The organism is Actinoplanes sp. TFC3, from assembly GCF_001553785.1.
Lineage (GTDB): Bacteria > Actinomycetota > Actinomycetes > Mycobacteriales > Micromonosporaceae > Actinoplanes.
This window is the reverse complement of sequence record NZ_LOJP01000001.1, coordinates 1,077,725-1,097,537: the sequence shown is the minus strand read 5'-3', so window position 1 is coordinate 1,097,537 and position 19,813 is coordinate 1,077,725. Positions and strand designations below refer to the sequence as shown.

The 19,813-nt window shown below is 69.2% G+C and carries 15 protein-coding genes; 13 read left to right on the top strand and 2 right to left on the bottom strand.

Annotated elements, in window-relative coordinates:
* Positions 1-928: 928 nt before the first annotated feature.
* Positions 929-1,954, top strand: a complete 1,026-nt coding sequence (locus tag TFC3_RS39060; RefSeq protein ID WP_369819664.1) for a glycoside hydrolase family 6 protein — start codon at positions 929-931, stop codon at positions 1,952-1,954.
* A gap of 36 nt (positions 1,955-1,990) precedes the next feature.
* Here the strand turns inward: TFC3_RS39060 and TFC3_RS04910 are convergent, their stop codons facing one another.
* Positions 1,991-3,565 carry a lysyl oxidase family protein gene (locus TFC3_RS04910; protein ID WP_067496188.1) on the bottom strand — a complete coding sequence of 525 codons (1,575 nt, stop codon included), beginning with the start codon at positions 3,563-3,565 and terminating at the stop codon, positions 1,991-1,993.
* A gap of 168 nt (positions 3,566-3,733) precedes the next feature.
* On the opposite strand from TFC3_RS04910, the gene ppc reads away from it, so the two are divergent.
* The 7 genes from ppc (at position 3,734) to TFC3_RS04880 (ending at position 11,068) form a co-directional block, all read left to right on the top strand.
* Complete coding sequence (gene ppc, locus TFC3_RS04905) at positions 3,734-6,529, top strand: phosphoenolpyruvate carboxylase (RefSeq protein ID WP_067496185.1); 2,796 nt, start codon at positions 3,734-3,736, stop codon at positions 6,527-6,529.
* A 120-nt stretch (positions 6,530-6,649) separates the two neighbouring features.
* Positions 6,650-6,820 (top strand): hypothetical protein, encoded by a 171-nt coding sequence (locus TFC3_RS37775; protein ID WP_161952533.1) that lies wholly within the window; start codon positions 6,650-6,652, stop codon positions 6,818-6,820.
* A 137-nt stretch (positions 6,821-6,957) separates the two neighbouring features.
* Positions 6,958-7,605, top strand: coding sequence for a dihydrofolate reductase family protein (locus TFC3_RS04900; RefSeq protein ID WP_067496182.1), 648 nt, complete (start codon positions 6,958-6,960; stop codon positions 7,603-7,605).
* Positions 7,606-7,677: 72 nt separating this feature from the next.
* On the top strand, positions 7,678-8,592 hold the full coding sequence (locus TFC3_RS04895; RefSeq protein WP_067496179.1) for an ABC transporter ATP-binding protein: 915 nt from the start codon (positions 7,678-7,680) through the stop codon (positions 8,590-8,592).
* Entirely contained in the window at positions 8,585-9,448 is an 864-nt protein-coding gene (locus TFC3_RS04890) for an ABC transporter permease (protein ID WP_067496176.1), read from the top strand. The genes TFC3_RS04895 and TFC3_RS04890 overlap by 8 nt, the downstream gene beginning before the upstream one ends.
* Positions 9,445-10,356, top strand: a complete 912-nt coding sequence (locus tag TFC3_RS04885) for an ABC transporter ATP-binding protein (protein WP_173745297.1) — start codon at positions 9,445-9,447, stop codon at positions 10,354-10,356. Before TFC3_RS04890 ends, TFC3_RS04885 begins: the two co-directional genes overlap by 4 nt.
* Before the next feature lies 1 nt (position 10,357).
* Entirely contained in the window at positions 10,358-11,068 is a 711-nt protein-coding gene (locus TFC3_RS04880; RefSeq protein ID WP_067496172.1) for an ABC transporter permease subunit, read from the top strand.
* Between the two features lie 85 nt (positions 11,069-11,153).
* Here TFC3_RS04880 and TFC3_RS40150 read toward each other — a convergent pair whose 3' ends face one another.
* The gene (locus TFC3_RS40150; RefSeq protein ID WP_067496169.1) at positions 11,154-12,530 is read right to left on the bottom strand and encodes a glycoside hydrolase family 26 protein; all 1,377 of its coding nucleotides are present in this window, start codon (positions 12,528-12,530) and stop codon (positions 11,154-11,156) included.
* A gap of 145 nt (positions 12,531-12,675) precedes the next feature.
* Between TFC3_RS40150 and cysC the strand changes: the two genes are divergently transcribed.
* The 5 genes from cysC to TFC3_RS04850 all read left to right on the top strand — a co-directional run bounded on the left by cysC (position 12,676) and on the right by TFC3_RS04850 (position 19,716).
* Positions 12,676-14,199, top strand: coding sequence for an adenylyl-sulfate kinase (cysC, locus tag TFC3_RS04870; protein WP_067496165.1), 1,524 nt, complete (start codon positions 12,676-12,678; stop codon positions 14,197-14,199).
* A gap of 112 nt (positions 14,200-14,311) precedes the next feature.
* Positions 14,312-16,189: a Wzz/FepE/Etk N-terminal domain-containing protein gene (locus TFC3_RS04865; RefSeq protein ID WP_236717986.1), complete on the top strand. Its 1,878-nt coding sequence runs from the start codon at positions 14,312-14,314 to the stop codon at positions 16,187-16,189.
* Positions 16,186-17,562: an O-antigen ligase gene (locus TFC3_RS04860; RefSeq protein ID WP_067496161.1), complete on the top strand. Its 1,377-nt coding sequence runs from the start codon at positions 16,186-16,188 to the stop codon at positions 17,560-17,562. The genes TFC3_RS04865 and TFC3_RS04860 overlap by 4 nt, the downstream gene beginning before the upstream one ends.
* Positions 17,552-18,838: a hypothetical protein gene (locus tag TFC3_RS04855; RefSeq protein WP_067496158.1), complete on the top strand. Its 1,287-nt coding sequence runs from the start codon at positions 17,552-17,554 to the stop codon at positions 18,836-18,838. The genes TFC3_RS04860 and TFC3_RS04855 overlap by 11 nt, the downstream gene beginning before the upstream one ends.
* A complete protein-coding gene (locus TFC3_RS04850) occupies positions 18,838-19,716 on the top strand; it encodes a sulfotransferase (RefSeq protein ID WP_067496155.1) in 879 nt (292 codons plus the stop codon). Before TFC3_RS04855 ends, TFC3_RS04850 begins: the two co-directional genes overlap by 1 nt.
* Positions 19,717-19,813: the final 97 nt, after the last annotated feature.

The following is a 19,813-nucleotide window of genomic DNA, read 5'->3' as shown; positions in this document are numbered from 1 at the left end:
TTCGCGGCATCGGCAGGAGGGTGCCTCTTCGCGGCATCGGCTGGAGGGTGCCGAGGAAGGAGTTGGATCCCTGCGGCCGCGTTCGGGTGCTGGGGGAACTCACGTAGCCGGCACCTCCCGGCGGCGGCGCCGGGTTCAGGCCGTGGGTGCCGACCTTGAAGACGGTGCAAGCTCCACCGCTCGGCACGTGAGCGAAGGTGCGTTCGTTGAGCCGGACTCTGAATCACTGGCCGAGGGTGGGAGTACTTCGCGAGCACGCGACGGGGAGGTAGCGGACTTCGGTTCTCGGGCGCATCGCGGAGAGGATCCCGCCGCCGGGACGGAGTTCGGTTCGCGGGCGAGGGGGGCGGTTGTTGCGGCTTCCGCCTCGGGATGGACCGGCGAGGAGGATGCTGCTCTTGAGGCGAGGTCTGGCTCAGGGAGCGCTGGTACTGAGCCGGGAGCTGTTTTCTCGCGGCGTGAGCCGGGGTCGGAGTCTTGGCACGGGCGGAGCGCTGGTGGGGATGCGCCTCGACGCAGGCGGACTACGAACCGTGACGGGCGCCTGCGAGGAAGCGGCTCGGGCGAATCGGAGCTTGCGCCCAGGCCGGTGAGCGCGCTTCACCGCTACCGCGTCGAGCAAGAAGACACAAGTCACGAGAACGCGCGTAACGAGGACGAGGACATGCCTGAGCGTCAGCGCATCGAGGACGAGGGCACGCCCGATCGGCAGCGCACTGAACGCACAGGCGAGCCAGAACGGCAGCAGGTCGGGCCTGATGAAGGGCTTAGGGAAGGGTCCGTTCCGCGCAGGCAAGGCAGAGGCGAGGACACCGCCCGGCGCAGGCGAGGTTCGGGCGACGGCACTTCGGGGCGGCAGACCGCGGCGAGTGGGCGGCAGGAACGCTCCAGCGCGGCGCGGCGGTGGGGACCGTTGCTGGTCACTTTGGTGGTTGCTGCGGTGGTTGCTGGAGGTGTGGGGCTGGTCGCTTTCGATCGGGACCGGGCTGGGGAGCCCGGTAGCGGGAAGCCTGCGGTTGGGTCTCCCCCGCCGGCTTCGGCTGGCCGGGGCTCTTCGGGCCAAGGCCGCACGCTGCCGGCGCTTTATGTCGATCCGGATGGGGCTGCGGCGCAGCAGGTTCGGGAGTTCCGCTTGGGCGGGCGGACCAAGGAGGCTGCGCTCGTCTCGCGGATTGCGGATCGACCTACCGCTACCTGGTTTGCCGATTCGTCCGCGGAGGGGGTGAGCCGGGCTCGAAGCTTGGTTGAATCGGCGGGCAAAGCGGGCAAGATGCCGATTTTGACGTTGTACAACATTCCGCATCGGGATTGCTCGGGGCAGTCGGCGGGTGGGGCGGCTAGTGCTGCGGAGTACCGCTCCTGGATTGCGGCGATGGCCGGCTCCCTGCGGGACCATGACGCGCTTGTTGTTCTTGAGCCGGACGCGGTGGCGCAGGCTGTGCAGGGGTGCTTGACACAAGAGCTGGCAAATCAGAGATACACCCTTGTTTCGTACGCGGTGAGCACGCTGAGCGCTAACGCCGGCACCCGGGTCTATCTGGATGCGGGTAATCCGACGTGGATCACGGATACGACCAAGCTTGCAACAGCGTTACAGCGAGCCGGGATTGAGCGCAGCAGGGGGTTCGCGCTCAACGTGGCGAACTTCGAGACGACGCGGGCCAACGTCGAGTACGGCACCGCCCTGTCCGCACAGCTGGGGGGTGCCCCATTTGTCGTGGACACCAGCCGGAACGGTAACGGGCCAGCAAAGCAGGGCCCGCGGGGTCACGAACACTGGTGCAATCCGCCGGGCCGCAAGCTCGGTGATCCGCCCACCACCAAAACCGGCAACACGCTGGTGGATGCGTACCTGTGGATCAAAAGGCCGGGCGAGTCCGACGGCGCCTGCGGGAAGGGGGCTCCCGCAGCCGGCCAGTGGTGGCCGGAGTACGCCCTCGAACTCGCCCGATAAAGCCGACAAGCCAAGGGATTCGACGGGCAGGATCTGCTAGTCGAGGCCGTTTACGGAGGGGACCTCCAGGGTGCGCTCGGTCGGGGTGCCGCCGAGGTGGATCTCGCGCAGGGCCGTGTTGTTGGTGGTGCTCAGCTCGGTGAGCTTGTTCGACGGGTTGGCCTTGACCTCGATGTAGTAGGTGCCGTTGGGCAGGTCGGTCACCTCGAAGGACTGGCCCGGGCGTTCCTGGGTGTACGTGTCGCCGTTGCCGATGTCGAGGACCTCACGGACCGCGACCGCCGTGTTCTGACCGCAGGACGTCGACAAGTCGGTGTTGTCCGGGCGCCACTTGGCGTTCTTGACGGTGTAGTCGACCTGGTCGGTGTTGGCCAGGCAGAACGCTTCCTTCCCGCTGCGCACCGCAAGCTTCTTGTCGGCCGACAGCAGGTTGTACTGGGCGAAGTCGGTGAAGTGCCAGTGCCGGTGACCCTCGCGCGGGTCCCATTCCATGGTGCCCGCCTCGACCGAGCCGACCTCCTTGCCGTTCGCGTCGAAGAAGTACTGGTACGCGTCCATCAGCTCGGTGCCGGTGCGGCGGAAGCCGTCGACGAGCAGCGGGGACGTGCCGGCGTTCCAGACCGTCGCGCCGAAGTTGACGTACGACTTCTCGCCGTCCTGAGACAGTGAGATACCCCAGGCCGGCAGCGAGCGCAGGTCGGGACGCGGGCCCCGGGCAATGCTGCTCGCCTTGACCGCCTTCGGTGCCTTGGCCGGCGGGCGGAAGCCGGGCTTGTACGCCGACACCTGCAGGTTGGCATCGCCCTGACCACCGTGGTCACCGTGCTCGGCGACCGCGGCCTCGGGAGTGGTGTCCGCGCCGACGCGGGCCGCCTTGATGCGGGCCTCGGCCACCCCGGCGCCTTGCTTGCCTTCTTCCACGTCGACGATGGTCAGGTTGACCGTCTCCGTGGCGTCCTTGCCGGCGATCTGGAAGTAGTCGCGGTACTTCTGGTTGAGCGTGACCGTGGCGGTGTACTTGCCGGCCGCCAGATCGAAGTCTCCCGTACGCGGCATGCTGTCGGTGGTGGCGTTCCAGCCGGCCTGGATGCCCCAGACCGCGCCGAGGTTGAACGGGTTGTAGTCCGAGCAGCCCCGGGGGTAGGGGGTCTCGGCCGGCGCGTCGCGGCGGGTGCGCACGGAGTCGTACGAGTTGGGGCAGAAGTCGGTTTGGAAGCTCTTGACCTCCGCCCCTGCCTCATTCTGGAACGTCACAGTGGTGAAGTCCTTGAGCCCGCCCCAGCCGGTGACCATCCCGGCGGGCAGCGTGACAGACTTCTTCTTGCCGTTCTTGATTACCTGCTGCTGCGCGACGATGGGGTCGGCGTAGGACTTGCGGGTCGCGCGGATTTCGAACGGGTCCTTGCCGGCGATGACGTGCACGCCGAGATCCAGATACAGGTACGCCTGCCCGTCGTACGTGACGCGCTCGGCTGTCACGTTGGGCGTGGCCAGAGTGAACGCCAGCGGGGGCGGATCGGTGGCAGCGTCAGCCGCGCCAATCCCCACGCCGGTCAGCACGAGCGCTGTGGCAACTGCGCCCGTACCCAAGGCCTTTGACCTTTTTGCCATATTTCCTCCCCGGTGTCCTGTGCAGCACAGGTAAGCCGGAATGGTGTGAAGCTGACGTAAGGGACTATGAGACTGACCTCAAATCACCCCTGGGGTTGGCCGTACCGATACGATCGCGAAGTCGGGACAGCGCAGTCCTGGAGCACCTGTGACCAAAGGAGCGCCCCAGTGACAGACCAGCACGGCCATCTTGATCCCGACGGGCCCGACGCGGCCCTGCGCGCGGACATCAGGCGCATCGGCACCCTGCTCGGGCAAACTCTCGCGCGGCAGGAAGGCAAGCCGCTGCTCGATCTGGTCGAGGAAGTCCGGGCGCTGGTTCGCACGGATGCCCCGGCCGCAGCCGACCGCCTTGCCGCCATGGACGTCACCACCGGCACCAAGCTGGCCCGGGCGTTCTCCACCTACTTCAACCTGGCGAACATCACCGAGCAGGTGCACCGCGCCCGCGATCTGCAGCGCCGCCGCGCCCGCGACGGCGGCTGGCTGGACCAGGCCGCCAAGCGGATCGCCGAGCAGGGTGTGCCGGCCGATGAGATCGCCGCGGCCGCCCGGCACCTCGCCGTGCGCCCGGTGTTCACCGCGCACCCCACCGAGGCCTCGCGCCGCTCGATCCTGTCCAAGCTGCGCAAGCTGGCTGACAGCCTGGACGCCGAGGCCAGCGCCGCGGTCCTGTACGGCGCAACGGACACCACCGTGTCCACCAAACGCTTCGCCGAGCTGATCGACCTGCTGTGGCAGACCGACGAGCTGCGCCTGGACCGGCCGGATCCGACCGATGAGGCCCGCAACGCGGTCTACTACCTCAAGGACCTGTACGCCGAGGCCGCCCCGCAGGTGCTCGACGACCTCGCCGAGACGCTGCGCCAGCTCGGCGTGGAGACCGCGCCGACCGCCCGGCCGCTGTCGTTCGGCTCGTGGATCGGCGGTGACCGCGACGGCAACCCGTTCGTCACTCCGGCGGTCACCCGCGACGTGCTGCTGATCCAGCATGAGCACGGTATCCAGGCCACCGAGGCCGCAATGGAGGCGCTGATCGACGAGCTGTCGGTGTCGCGCCGGCTGCGCGGGGTCTCGCTCGACCTGTCCGCGAGCCTGGCCGCCGATCTCGAGGCGCTGCCCGAGGTGGCCCCGCGCTTCCGCCGGGTCAACGCCGAGGAGCCCTACCGCCTCAAGGTTCGCTGTATTCAGGCCAAGCTGTCCAACACCCGCGAGCGGCTGCGCACCGGCACCGTGCACGTGCCGGGCCGCGACTACCTGGGCACCGATGAGCTGGTTGCCGACCTGGAGCTGCTGCGCGCTTCGCTGGCCCGCAACTCCGGCCAGCTCACGGCGGTGGGGACGGTTGCTTCGGCCGTACGGACGGTGTCCGCTTTTGGGCTGCAGTTGGCCACGCTCGACGTCCGCGAGCACGCCGAGAAGCACCACGAGGTCCTCGCCCAGATGTATGCGCAGGTCGGCGAGGTGGACGACTACACCACGCTGAGCCGTGAGGACCGCACCAAGCTGCTGTCCACCGAGCTGACCGGGCTGCGGCCGCTGTCCTCGTCGGACACTCCGCTGACCGACTCGGCCCGCAAGACGTTCGACGTCTTCCACACCATCCGCCACTCGCAGGAGCGCTTCGGCGCCGAGGTGGTCGAGTCCTACATCATCTCGATGACCCTTGGCGTGGACGACGTGCTCGCCGCAGCGGTGCTGGCCCGCGAGGCCGGGCTGATCGACATCCGCTCCGAGCGCGCCCAGATCGGCATCGTGCCGCTGCTGGAGACACCGGCCGAGCTGGACGCGGGCGGCGAACTGCTGGACGAGATGCTGTCGCTGCCGGCCTACCGGGCGATCGTCAAGGCCCGTGGTGACCTGCAGGAAGTCATGCTGGGCTACTCCGACAGCAACAAAGAGGGCGGCATCACCACCAGCCAGTGGTCGATCCACAAGGCCCAGCGCGCGCTGCGGGACGTGGCCGCCCGGCACGGGGTCCGGCTGCGGTTGTTCCACGGTCGCGGTGGCACGGTCGGGCGCGGTGGTGGCCCCACCCACGAGGCGATCCTGGCTCAGCCGTACGGCACGCTCGACGGTGCCATCAAGGTCACTGAGCAGGGCGAGGTCATCTCGGACAAGTACACGCTGCCCGCGCTGGCCCGGGAGAACCTGGAGCTGACGGTCGCGGCGGTGCTGCAGGCCACGCTGCTGCACAAGGAGCCCTCGGTCGACCCGGAGTCGCTGGCCCGCTGGGACTCGGCGATGGACACGGCGTCTGCTGCGGCGTTCAAGCAGTACCGCGCGCTGGTCGAGAACCCGGACCTGCCGGCTTACTTCTGGGCGGCCACGCCGACCGAGCTGCTCGGCGCGCTGAACATCGGGTCCCGCCCGTCGAAGCGGCCCAACACCGACGCCGGCCTGGGTGGCCTGCGCGCGATCCCGTGGGTGTTCGGCTGGACGCAGACCCGCCAGATCGTGCCGGGTTGGTTCGGCGTGGGCACCGGTCTCACCGCGGTGCGCGAGGCGGGCAACGCCGAAGTGCTGCAGGAGATGTACGCCAACTGGCAGTTCTTCCGCACCTTCATCTCGAACGTGGAGATGATGCTGGCCAAGACCGACCTGAGCATCGCCCGCCGCTACGTGGAGACCCTGGTCCCCGAGGCGCTGCGGCCGATCTTCGCCACGATCGAGCAGGAGTACGCCAAGACGGTCGAGCAGGTGCTGGCCATCACCGGGCACAAGGAGTTGCTGGCCGCGCAGCCTGAGCTGTCCCGCACGCTGGGGGTCCGCGACACGTACCTCGAGCCGCTGCACCACCTGCAGGTCGCCTTGCTGCGTCAGTACCGCGATCTCGCCGAAGCGGACCGTCAGCTGGCCACCGCGCCGGGTGCCCGCCGGGCGCCGTCGGACTCGACGGCGTTGGAGCGGGCGCTGCTGACCACCGTCAACGGCATCGCCGCCGGCATGCGTAATACGGGCTGATCTGAAAAATTCAACCGCCGGCGCATCGTCCATCTCACCTTGTGGACGGTGCGCCGGTTTGTGTCAGCCCCAGGTGCAATCCTTCCTGCCTCGCGAGCGCGAGGTTCACGGGGAGGCTTCGTGCAACCGATTCACGCTGCCCGCGCAGCGATTCTGACCGTTCTCGCAGTGGTGCTTGCCACGCCTCAGGCGGCCTGGGCTGAACCCACGCCCACGCTGTCCACCAAGGCGCCGACAATCACGGGTACGGCCCGGAACACGGCAACGGTGAAGGTGGCGGCGGGCACGTGACGGCCAAGCTGACCGGCTACGTCGACGGCAAGGCCACCAGCAAGGCGGTCACTGTCAAGCAGTAGGCGCGCGCGGAATCAGTCATTGTGTCCGGCCCCCAAACGTGGTTGCATATCGCAATCGGTTTGGAGGCCGGCATGTCTTTGGTACGCGTTCACAACTTCGCCGTCTCGCTCGACGGGTTCGGCACCGGAGCAGGTCAGAGCCTCGAGGCGCCGTTCGGGCACGCCCAGCATCGGCTGATGCAGTGGTTCTTCGGCACCCGCACCTTCCAGTCCATGCATGGTGAGGGCGACGGCGGCAGCACCGGCGTCGACGATGCCTTCGCCCGGCAGTGGGGGCCGGGGATCGGCGTCGAAATCATGGGACGCAACAAGTTCGGCCCGCAGCGGGGACCGTGGACCGACGAGGAATGGCAGGGCTGGTGGGGTGATGAGCCGCCGTTCCGGACCCCGGTTTTCGTGCTCACCCATCATCCGAGGCCGGTACTTGAGCTCAAGGGCGGCAACACCTTCCACTTCATCGACGCGGACCCGGCGCAGGCACTGGCGATGGCCAAGGAGGCGGCAGGCGATCTGGACGTACGCATCGGGGGTGGGCCTTCCACCGTCCGGCAGTTCCTCGCCGCCGACCTGGTGGACCACCTGCATGTCGTGGTGGTGCCCATCGTGCTCGGGCGCGGCGAGCGGCTGTGGGATTCGCTGGAAAGCCTTGAGCAACGCTTCACGATCGAGGCGACCACATCCCCCAGCGGCGTCACCCACCTGGTGTTCGACCGCAGGTAAGGCCCTCCCTCAGGGGCGGCTCGGGGTCTTCACCGATCCCGGAAGGTGCGGGCGAACTCTACGCTGGCACCCGTGAGCCTCATCGTGACCCAAGGGTTGACCAAGACGTACGGCGGGCGGGTGACCGCCCTGCACGACCTGACCGTCGACGTGGAACCCGGGATCGTCGGCCTGGTCGGCGCGAACGGCGCCGGCAAGTCCACTTTCATCAAAATCATGCTGGGCCTGATCGAGCCGACGGGCGGAACGGTCCGGGTGTTCGGCCTGGACCCGACCGTCGAGCCGGACCAGGTGCGCAGGCGGGTCGGCTACATGCCCGAGCATGACGCGCTGCCGCCGGACGTCTCGGCGGCCGAGTTCGTCACCCATCTGGGACGGATCAGCGGCCTGCCCCGCACCGCCGCCCGCGAGCGCGCCTCCGAGGCGCTGCGCCACGTGGGGCTCTACGAGGAGCGTTACCGGCAGATCGGCGGCTACTCCACCGGCATGAAGCAGCGGGTGAAGCTGGCCCAGGCGCTGGTGCACGACCCCGACCTGCTGCTGCTCGACGAGCCGACCAACGGCCTCGACCCGGCCGGGCGCGACGCGATGCTGGCGCTGGTGCACCGCATCGGCACCGAGTTCGGGATCTCCGTGGTGACCTGCTCGCACCTACTGGGCGAGGTCGAGCAGATCTGCGACTCGCTGGTGGCGATCGAGAGCGGCCGGCTGCTGCGCGCCGACCGGATCTCGGCGATGACCGCGGCCAGCGACGTGCTCGCGGTAGAGGTCTCCGAGGGCACCGAGGACTTGGCCGCCGCCCTGCGCACCCTGGGCCTGCCGGTTCAGGTGGACGGGCGGGTTCTGCTCGTACCGCTGGATCAGGAAGACACCTACGACCGGATCCTGCGCGCGGTCGCCGACCTGGACCTGCCCCTGCACCGCCTTGACCAGCGCCGCCACCGGGTGGCCGAGCTCTTCGCCACGAGGGAGACCGCTGATGTCTGAAGCCAGCGTCATCCATGACATCGGATACCAGCGCTACTCCGGTCCGCGGCTGGGTCGCAGCGCGGTGTTCGGCGCGATCTACATCCACGGCCTGCGCGCCGCGTACGGCTTGGGCAGATCGGCGAAATCGAAGATCTTCCCGTGGCTCGTGGTGGGAATCGTGACCCTGGTCGCGGTGATTCTGGCCGCGGTACGAGCCCAGACCGGCCTGCTACCGCTCAACTACATCCAGTTCGCCGACGCCATGAGCTGGCTGATCATCTTCTTCGTGGCGATCGTGGCGCCGGAACTCGTCTCCCGGGACATGAGGGCGGGGGTGCTACCGCTGTATTTCAGTCGCCCGTTGCGCGCCGCTGACTACATCGGGGCGAAGGTGGCGGCGATGGTCACGGCGGTTTGTGGGCTTTTGGCCGTACCCCAATTCGTCATGTTCTTAGGGGCGGCATTCACCACCAAAACCGGCATGCGCGGCGTCTGGCACGAGCTCGGTGATCTGCTCCCGGCCTGGGCGTACAGCCTGTTGTGGGCGCTGCTGTTCACCGGCATCGGGCTGCTGATCGCCTCGCTGACCGGCAAGCGGGCGTTCGCGGCGGGTGGCATCGTCGCGGTGTTCCTGATGACCACCCCGATCGTCGGCGTGATCTCCATCCTGCACTCGGCCACCGCCCAGAAGCTCGCCGGGCTGGCCAGCCCGATGTCGCTGATCAGCGGCGTCGGCCAATGGCTCATCCCGGACGCCAGCACCGGCATCTTCGTCGGCGAGTTCGGCCCGGTCTACCTGATCGAGGCGCTCACCCTGATCGCCGCCTGCATGCTGCTCCTGCTCGCCCGCTACCGGAAGGTGGCCTCGCTGTGACCACGGTGAACCTGCAGAACGTGTCCCGCTGGTACGGCAATGTGGTGGCGGTCAACGACATCAGCATGTCGCTGGGCCCCGGGGTCACCGGCCTGCTCGGCCCCAACGGCGCCGGCAAGACCACGGTGCTGCACATGATGGCCGGCTTCCTGGCGCCCTCGCGCGGCACTGTCACCATCGACGACGCGCCCACCTGGCGGCACCCGGCCGTCTACCGCCAGCTCGGCCTGGTCGCCGAACGCGAGGCGGTGCACGGGTTCCTGACCGCCCGCGAGTTCATCCTGGCCTCGGCGAAGATGCAGAAACTGCCCGACGTGAAGGCCGCCACCGACCGGGCCCTCGAGCTGGTCGAGATGACCGACGCGGCGGACCGTCGCATCGAGACGTACTCCAAGGGCATGCGCCAGCGCACCCGGGTGGCCGCCGCGCTCGTGCACAACCCGCAGGTGCTGCTGCTGGACGAGCCGTTCAACGGCATGGACCCGCGCCAGCGCATGCACATGATGAAGCTGCTGCACGACCTGGGCGACCGGGGCCACACGATCCTGTTCAGCTCACACATCCTCGAGGAGGTCGAGCAGGTCTCCGGCACGGTGCAGGTGATCGTGGCAGGCCGGCTCGCCGCGTCGGGCGACTACCGCCGCATCCGCCGGTTGATGACGAACCGCCCGCACGTCTTCGCTGTCCAGTCCTCCGACGACCGTCGCCTCGCGGTGGCCCTGATCGGCGAGAAGTCGGTGAGTGGGGTGGAGATCGAGGCCACCGGCATGACCATCCGCGCCTCGGATTACGGCAGCTTCACGCGTGCCTTGCCCCGCATTGCTCTCGAATCGGGCATCCGCCTGCGCAAGCTGATCCCGTCCGACGAATCCCTGGAGAGCGTCTTCTCCTACCTGCTGGAGGCCTGACATGTCGACCGTCGCCTGGATAACGGCACGCGGCCTGTTCGGCCGGCGCCGCGCCCTGCTGCTGCTTCCGCTGCCGCTGCTGCTGGTGGGGCTGGCCGCGCTGTGCCGCGCGAACAACATCGCCCCCTCCGACTGGGGCACCCCGGTTATCGTCGGCCTCGGGCTGGCCGTCGTCCTCCCGGTGGTCTCGCTGATCGTGGGCACGGGCGTGCTCGGCTCCGAAGTCGACGACGGCACGATCGTGCACATCCTGACCAAGCCACTCCCCCGCCGCGACATCATCCTGGCCAAACTCGGCGTCGCGGTGGGCGTCAGCGCGCTCACCGCGGCCGTCCCACTGTTCGTGGCGGGCTGGCTGGCTGATTCGGTACGGCTGGGGCTCGGCCTCGCCGTTGCCGCGGCGGTCGGCGCGCTGGCCTACTCGGCGCTGTTCCTGTTGCTCAGCCTGCTCACCCGGCGGCCCGTGCTGCTCGGCCTGGTCTACATCCTGGTCTGGGAAGGACTGCTGGGCCGGTTCGTCAGCGGGACCCGGGTGCTGTCCATCGAGCAGTACGTCATCACGATCGCCGACAAAATCGCACCGACCGCCATCCTGGAGCCGAAGGTATCGGTCCCGGTGGCGGTCGTGATGGCGGCGATCTTCGTGGTGGGCTGCGCGGTGTTCGCGATCGACCGGCTGCGCAGCTTCTCCATGGCCGGCGAGACGAGCTGATCGCTGGTCGGGCGTTCAACGGCCGCTGTCCGGCTTTCCGGACGGCGGCCCTTTCGCGGCCTCGAGGCGGCGGCCTGACGCTGGCTCAGGGGAGCAGCGGGTCGACCTTCACCTGGAAGATCGGGAGCTTGCCGAGCTTGCGGTAGGCCTGCAGCGAGGCCGGCGTGGCGTCCACCGATGACGAGCGGCCGTCCTGGTTGTGCGGCGTGTCGAAGTGGATCAGAGCGCGGATCTTCGGGAACCGGGCGATCTGCCGGCCGACCTCCCGGTAGAACTCCGCCTTGTGACCCGGGTTCTTCTTGGAGGACCAGACCCCCCACTCGGCCACCATCAGCGGCTTCGACGGGTGCGCGCGGACCGCCCAGTTGTAGAAGCCGGGCCAGGCCGGGCGGGCCGAGGACTGGCGGTTCATCAGCTCGGCGAAGTCGCCGTTGCCGTAGCCGGGGTCGCTGTAGGCGTAGGAGTCGAAGCCGATCCAGTCGACCACGTCGTCGCCGGGGTACATGTCGGAGAACCACTTCTGGCTGGTGTACGGTACGTAGGCCATGTGCACCAGCACGGAGACCAGGTTGTCGACCCCGTGGGCGCGCAGCCGCTTCACCACGTAGCGGTACATGGCTGCATAGTCCTTGGCCGTGTAGCCCGAGCCCTTCTTCTCCCGTACGTTGTCCTCGGCCTCGTGGTGGACCGTGAAGAAGAACTGCTCCGGGAAGTCCTTGTTGATGTGCACGGCGAGCCGGTCGAGGAACTTGTCGGTCGCCTTGTCCCCCTTGACGATCTTCGCCCAGGACGCGCCCTTGGGCTTCCAGTTGAGGAACAGGATGCGCTCTCGCCCCGGCTGCCGGGCGATCTCGATCTCGCTCGGCGTCGGGAACAGCTGGCCGTTGCCCCGGTGGTAGGCGTGGTAGATGTCCTGGTGGCGCTGCGTCTTCGTCTCGAACGAGGCCAGCGCCTTCTTGCCCCGGGCATCGGTGAACGCGCCCGGCGCCACTCCCCAGAGGACGCCGCAGGTCGGGACGAGCTTCCAGCCGGTGCGGCACGGGCCGGCCACGGATTGCCCGCCGGATTTTCCGGTTGTTCCGGGCGTAAGCGGCGCGGTGGGCGCACCGGTCGGCGCGATGGCGCCCGGAGCGGTGCTGGGCGTCTTCGGCTGACCTGGCAGTCCGGTTCGACCCGGCTGGCCGGGCAGGCCGGGCAGGCCGGGGACGCCGGGGACGCCGGGGACGCCGGTCTCGGCGGCCGGGGGCGGCACGAACGTGTAGTCCGGGCCGGTCGGCCGGCGGGTGCCGTCCGGCAGGGTGGTGGCGGCCGGGCCGGGAACGATCGTGGGTTCCGCGGCGAGGCCGAACTGGTCAGCGCCGCCGGTCCAGGCCCACGCCAGCGTGGCTGTGGTCGAGACGGCAAAGACGGCGGTGATCGCGGCGAGGTGCAAAACCCGGGCGCGACGTGCGAGACGTGTCACAATTGGGCAGTTTGTTATGCAAAGTCCACTTTGTCGACTACCGACGAGGATGAAACATGAGCGGGTCGTCGATCGAGGACCCCGCTCGACGTGGTGAAGCCCGGCTGAGAAACTGTCCCTCAAGTCACTGCAGGGGGAGTCTCAGGTGAACGACGGGTCCGTGCTGCCCGAGGACGTGCTGCGTGACGCGCCGTCCTACACACCGCGCGCGCACGAACTGGCCGATCTCGAGTTGCTGCTGTCCGGGGCCTATGCGCCCCTGACCGGCTTCCTGGGCCGGGCGGATCTGCAGGCGCTGCGCCGACGGGGGCGGCTCGCCGACGGGACACCGTGGCCGGTCGCGGTCACCTGCGAGATACCGGGCGAGCTGGCCGCCGGGCTCAATCTCGATGACCCGCAGCGGCGCACTGTGGTGCTGACCGACCCCGAGGGCGCACCGGTGGCCGCGCTCGAGGTCAGCGACGCCTGGCCGACCTCCGAGCGGATGTATGCGGTCGGGGGCTCGGTGCGACGGATGGGCGATGGCGGTCACGGGCCGTTCCAGCGCTTACGTCGTACCCCCGAAGAGGTCAAGGCCTTGTTGCCGCCCGGCCGGGTGCTCGGGGTGATCGCCGACCGGCCACTGCATCGCCCGCAGCTCGCGCAGATCGCGCACGCCGCCCGCACGCTCGCCGCGCACCTGCTGATCTTCATCCCGGTGACCGGCCCGGGGCCCGACGGTCTGCCGCCGGAAGCCCTCGTGCGAGCAATTTTTGCCGCGCGCGACCGGATGCCGCCCGCGACGATCGTGGCGGTGCCGCTGATGACGCGCGGCGACGAGATGCGTGATGCGCTGCTGCGGGCCCGGGTCGCGGTCGCCTACGGCGTCACCCACGTGCTGTCCACCGGCGACATGCTCTCCGGTGGCGGCCTGCGCGTGCTGGTTCCGCGGGAGCTGGCCTACGACAACCGGGACGGTCAATGGCGCTGGCGTGACGACATCCCGCCCCGCAACCGTCGCTTGGCGATGCGTCCGGCCGAGATCGAAGACCTGCTCGACCGCGGTTTTCCGCTGCCGGAATGGCACACTCCCCCGGCCGTGGCCAAAGAGCTTTCGAGGGTACGTCCACCGCGGCGCCACCGTGGACTGGTTGTGTTCTTCACCGGTTTCTCGGGGTCCGGCAAGTCCACTATCGCCCGCGGGCTGGCCGACACGCTGCGCGAGAGCGGCGAGCGGACCATCACCTTCCTCGACGGTGACGTGGTGCGCCGCGAGCTCTCGGCCGGGCTGGGCTTCAGCCGGCTCGACCGCGATCGCAACGTGCGCCGGATCGGCTGGGTCGCCGCCGAGGTCGGGCGGCACCGCGGGATGGCGATCGCCTGCCCGATCGCGCCGTACGCCGACGCTCGGGCCGCGGTGCGCGCGATGGCCACCAACGCGGGAGCCGGATTTGTCCTCGTGCACGTCGCCACGCCCCTCGAAGTGTGTGAGCAACGCGACCGCAAGGGCCTGTACGCCCGCGCCCGCGCCGGTCAGCTGCGCGGCATGACCGGCATCGACGACCCGTACGAGGTTCCGGCGAATGCCGAGCTCACGGTCGACACGACGAACATGACGGTGCCCGAGGCCATCGATCGGGTGCTGGCCTATCTGGTGGAGAGCGGCTGGGTTGAACCCGCGATGAACTAACCGGTCGCGGCGAAGGAGTTACGCATCGGCGCACGGGCCGTTTACCCCTCGGGGGCCAAACGCCCGTTTGCCGGAAAACTCCTCCTTCACCCGCGAAAGGGCCGCCGTACCGATGGAAGCGACTCGCCCGTCCGCCGATCTGCCTCACTACCTTGGCGTGTTCCGCCGCCACTGGTGGGTGGTGCTGGCGGCGACCGCGGCGGGGCTGGCCGTCGGCGCCACGGTGACCCAGGCCACGCCCAAGGTGTACGAATCCACCGCCTCCGTGCTGGTGGCACCCGTCGACCAGGACGTCAACGCCTCCGGCGGGCGCACCAAGGGCACGATCAATCTCGACACCGAGGCGCAGCTCGTCGTCTCGGGCGCGGTTGCCACCAAGGCCGCGACGCTGCTGCGCTCGACCACCTCGCCGCTGGAACTGGCCCACGACGTCACGGTTGAGGTGCCGCCGAACACCACGGTGCTGCAGATCAGCTACTCCGCGGACAACGCCAAGGACGCCCAGGCCGGTTCGCACGCGTTCGCCGAGGCGTACCTGCGCAACCGCGAGGAGACCGCCCGCGCTTCGCTGGACACGCAGATCAAGACGCTGAGCACCAAGATCAAGCAGCTCACCACCGGCCTGACATCGATCAACAGCCGGCTGTCCAAGGCTCGCTCGGGCAGCTCCGAACGCTCCAATTTGGAAAGCCTGCGCAGCAACCAGCAGAACCAGCTGAACGGGCTCACCGGCCGGCTGAACGCGCTGACCACGTCCACCGTCACCGCCGGGCAGATCATCAGCGACGCCCGCGAACCCGAGGACCCGATCAGCCCCAACGGGCCGCTCAACATTGCCGCGGGCGCGATGATCGGCCTGCTGGTCGGGCTGCTGCTGGCGTTCCTGCGGGAGCGCTTCGACCGGCGGCTGCGCACGGCCGCCGATGTCCGTGACCGGGGCCGGATCCCGGTGCTCGCCGCGTTGGACGAGCGCACCACGCCCCATTTCGATGACGTGCTGCAGCCGTACGGTCCGGGCGGGCGGGTCTTCAACCGGCTGCGCAACGAGATCCTGGCCAGCCTCAACGCCGGTGACCAGATCATCGTGGTCACCGGGGCCAGCCGGGGCTCGTCAACCACGCTGGTGGCGGCGAACCTGGCGGCGGCGCTGGCTCGTACCGGCAGCGACGTGATCCTGGTCGGGGCGCACCTGCCGGACAGCGTGGTAGATGCGGCACCGCTGGCCCGGATGCTCGGGGTGTCCGCTATGCCCGGGCTCTCCGACCTGCTGGCCGGGCGGGTCGGGCTCAACGACGTCGTGCAGCGCACCCCACGCATCCCGTCGCTGCGGGTCGTCACTACCGGCGGCGCGGCCACGGCGGCTGGGCTGATGCAGTCCCAGCGACTGCGGGACACCCTGGACGCGCTGCGCCGGCAGGCCGGGTACGTGGTCATCGAGGCCCCGTCGACCAGCAGCAGCGCGGACGCGCAGAGCCTGGCGAGCCTGGCCGACGCGGCGATCCTCGCGGTTGAGCTGCGGCGTGCCAAGCGGCCGGCTTTGCTGGATGCGGCCGAGCAGCTGAGCCGGGTGGGTACGCCGTTGCTGGGGGCGGTGGTGCTGCCGCAGCTCAGTGGGGTGACTCGGTCGGCCGCTGAGGAGAATCTGCCGGCTGTTGCTCTGGGGGCGCCGGGTTCCGGTTCTGGCTCGGGCGCTTCCGGCTCGGGCACTGCCGGCTCCGCAGCTTCCGGCTCCGGCGGCTTGGGGCTTGGGGCTTCGGGTTCCGGGTTGGGCGGATCGTCGGCGGCTGGGGTTGGCGTCGCTGCGGGTAAATTGGATATTCCGGGCGGTCACGACAGTGAGCGCACGCAGCCGATGCGGACCGTCGGCTCGCTCTCACCCCGGCCGCCGCGCCAGGGTGACGGGCCGGAAGAAGTCACTGCGATCATCGACATCACCGGCACCAAGCCGTCGCCTGCTACCGCCAAGCAACTGCAGGACGACGACAAGTGACGCTGGTCGTCCCCGGCGCGACGCAGCGGGCGGCCCACAGCACGGCCCCGGCGCGACCGACGTGGCTACCGGCCTGGCCGGTAGCCGGCATCCTGGCGTTCTACCCACTGTGGTGGGCGCTGGGGCTCGGGGTGCTGATCTTCCCGATCATGGCCGTGCCGATGCTTGTGCTGCTGGTCCGCCGGCGCGCCGCTGGACGTGCGCTGCGGCTGCCGCCGGGGGCCGGATGGTGGGCGCTGTTCCTGGCCGCCGTGGTGATCAGCATCGCGGCGCTGGGTGCCGACCCGGCGGGCACGGTGGTCGAACACGCCAGCGCCCGGGTACTGGCGGTGGCGTACCGGCTGGCCATGTATCTGTCGCTGAGCGTGCTGCTGGTCTACACCGGCAACCTCACCGAGTCCGAATTGTCGCGGCGCCGGCTGGTGAAACTGCTCGGCTGGTTGTTCGTGGTCACCGTGGCGGGCGGACTGCTGGGCATGGTCGCCGGCCGGTTCGAGTTCACCTCGCCGGTGGAGTGGCTGCTGCCGAGCAACGTGCGCAGCAAGGGCTTCGTGCAGTCGCTGGTGCACCCGTACGCGGCGCAGCTGATGGACCTGGTCGGTGGCGAGAAGCCGCGTCCCGCCGCGCCGTGGGGTTACACAAACACCTGGGGCAACAACTTCTGCCTGCTCATGGGGTGGGCGGTGGTGGCCGCGTGGGCTTCCCGGCGTACCGGAATCAAGATTCTGGCCCTGCTCTGCCTGGCCGTGTCGATTGTGCCGGCGGTTGTTTCACTCAACCGCGGGCTGTGGATCGGCGTGGGGGTCATTGTCGTATATGTCGCGGCACGCTACGTGCTGATGGGTCGTCTGTGGATCATCGGCGCGGTCGCACTAGCCGGCGCGGGCCTGGTGGTGGCGCTGATTGCGACCCCGCTCGGCGACGTGGTGAACGCGCGGCTCGACAACGGCAAGTCCAACGGCGTGCGCTCGTTCCTGATCGAACGCGCGCTGGACGGCTTCGCGGAGTCCCCGGTGATCGGCTACGGCTCCACCCGCAACACGATTGGCGGGCGCAACTCGATCACCGTCGGCGAAAGCGCCGGCTGCGAGCGTTGCGGCAACTTCACGGTCGGGGGCAACGGCCAGCTCTGGCAACTGCTGTACGCCCACGGCGCGGTCGGCACCATCGCGTACCTGGGCTTCTTCGGTTATGGCCTGTGGCGCTTCCGCCGCGACCGCACGCCCATCGGGGTGGCCGCCAGCGCCGCCATCGTCAGCTCCTTCTCGGCGATGCTCTGGTACAACGCGATCCCCACCCCCCTGGCGTTCATGTTCCTGGCCTACGCGCTGCTGTGGCGCAACGAATTCGAGGGGGACGCCCATGCCCGTTAAGACCGCGCCGGCGGAGCTCACCGCCGGCGATGCTGCTCTTCGCACGCAGTATCTGAACGAGGTGATGGAGCTGCTCTATCCCGCACCCTGCTCCTCCTCTTCCTCCTCACCCACCGCTTCCACTTCCTCGCCTTCCGGGTCTGGCTCCGCGCCCTCTCCCGATGCGGCGTCTCATACGATTGCCCACTATGTGGTTGTGCCGGATGCCCGGCGGCCGCGGCTGCTGGTGCCGCTGACCTCGCGGCGGGTGGCGGCCGCGGCGGTGCGCCGGTACGCCGAACCGCAGTCGCGCGGCGCCCGGCTCAAGCGCGACGCGGTGGTAGCGGCCCTGCGAACCGGTGCTTCGAGCGTGCTGCTGCGGGACCGTTTGCACGTCCGCGGACCGGCCGGCGCCGGGATCGACGGCTACTTGCAGGAAGCGCTCGGGCGCGAATTGTCCGTCAGTATCCACATCGGTCCGGCACGCGCGAACCGCAAACCGGTCCTGCAACTGATCAGCCCGGATGGCGAGACGTTCGGCTTCGGCAAGCTGGGCACCGGCCCACTGACCCAGCGGCTCGTCAAGGCGGAGACGGCCGCTCTCACCGCGCTGGGCACCGTCGGGCTCACGAAGCTGACCGTGCCGCGGGTGCTGCACGCCGGGCAGTGGCGGGGTTCGCAGGTGCTGATCCAGTCCGCCCTTCCGGTCTGGCTGCCGCGCGCACCGCTGACCCCGCGCCGGCTCACCGCCGCGATGCTCGACATTGCCGGGTGCTGCGGCTACACCTCCGGAACGCTGGTGGGCAGCGCGTACTGGGCTGAGCTGCGCGGACGGCTGCACACGGTGATCGACCGGCCGGAGGGCGTGGCGCTGAGCTCGGCCGCCGAGCTGCTCGCCACCCACACCGGTGACAAGACGCTGCGGTACGGGGCCTGGCACGGTGACTGGGCGCCCTGGAACATGGCCAACCTAGCCGACGCGCTGCTGGTGTGGGACTGGGAACGGTTTACCAAGGGCGTACCGGTTGGCTTCGACGCCGTGCACCACGAGCTGCAGCGGCGCATCCAGGCCAGCGGCGACGCCGCGGCGGCCGTCGAGGCCACCGTGCGCAAGGCCGGCGAGCTGCTCGCGCCGTTCGGGGTGGAATCCGACGTCCGGGAACTGACAGCGCTGCTCTACCTGGTCGACCTGGCCGCTCGTTATCTCACCGACCGCCAGGCCGAAGCCGGGGCGCGCCTCGGGGTGCTCGGCACGTGGCTGCTCCCCGTACTGATTCGAAGGGTTGAGGAACTGTAATGGATGTGCGGAAGGTCCCCGCGCCGGTCAAGCGGGTGGTGCACCTCGGGTCGCGGTCGTACGGCCGGCTCACCGCGCCGAGCCGGATGACGCCGTCATTCCTCATCTGCGGCGGTCAGCGCTGCGGCACGACGTCGCTCTACCGCGCGCTTGCTGCGCACCCCGCGGTGCTCAAAGCGGTACTGCACAAGGGCGTGCACTACTTCGACGTCTCGTATGAGCGCGGAATGTCCTGGTACAAGGGACATTTCCCGATGCAAAGGCAGGCCGAGAAGGTACGCGAGAAGCACGGCGTTCCCGCGCAGACTTTCGAGTCGAGCCCGTACTACATGTACCACCCGCAGGCGGCCGCCCGGATCGCCGCGGACCTGCCCGGGGCGAAGCTGCTCGTCCTGGTCCGCGACCCGGTCGAGCGTGCGTACTCCCAGCACCACCACGAGGTGGCGCGCGGCTTCGAGACCGAACGCGACTTCGGCAACGCGCTGGCGCTGGAGCCGGCCCGGCTGCACCGCCAGGAGGAAAAGCTGGCGGCGGACCCGAGGTTCTACTCGTTCGCCCACCAGCACCACGCCTACCGGGCGCGTGGCGAGTACGCCCGCTACTTGAGCGTTATGGCCCAGCATGTCGGACGTGAGCGTATCCACGTAGTGGAGAGCGAGCGCTTCTTCACCCAGCCGGAAGAGGTCTACGACGAGGTCTGCACGTTCCTCGGCCTACCGACCAACCTGGGACACCCGGAGTTCGAACGGCACAACGCCCGCCTCCGCCAGTCCGACATGGACCCGGGCCTGCGACGCGAACTGTCGAACCACTACGCATCGCATGACGAAGCACTGATCACATGGCTGGGACGAGTGCCCATCTGGCGTCAGCAGTGACAGCTGTCGGTGACGCGTCAGCGGCGCGTATTGACGGCAGGGCTGCTGGCCTCGCTGACGGCGGGGCTGGGGCTGCCGGCGTTGCTGACGGCGGGGC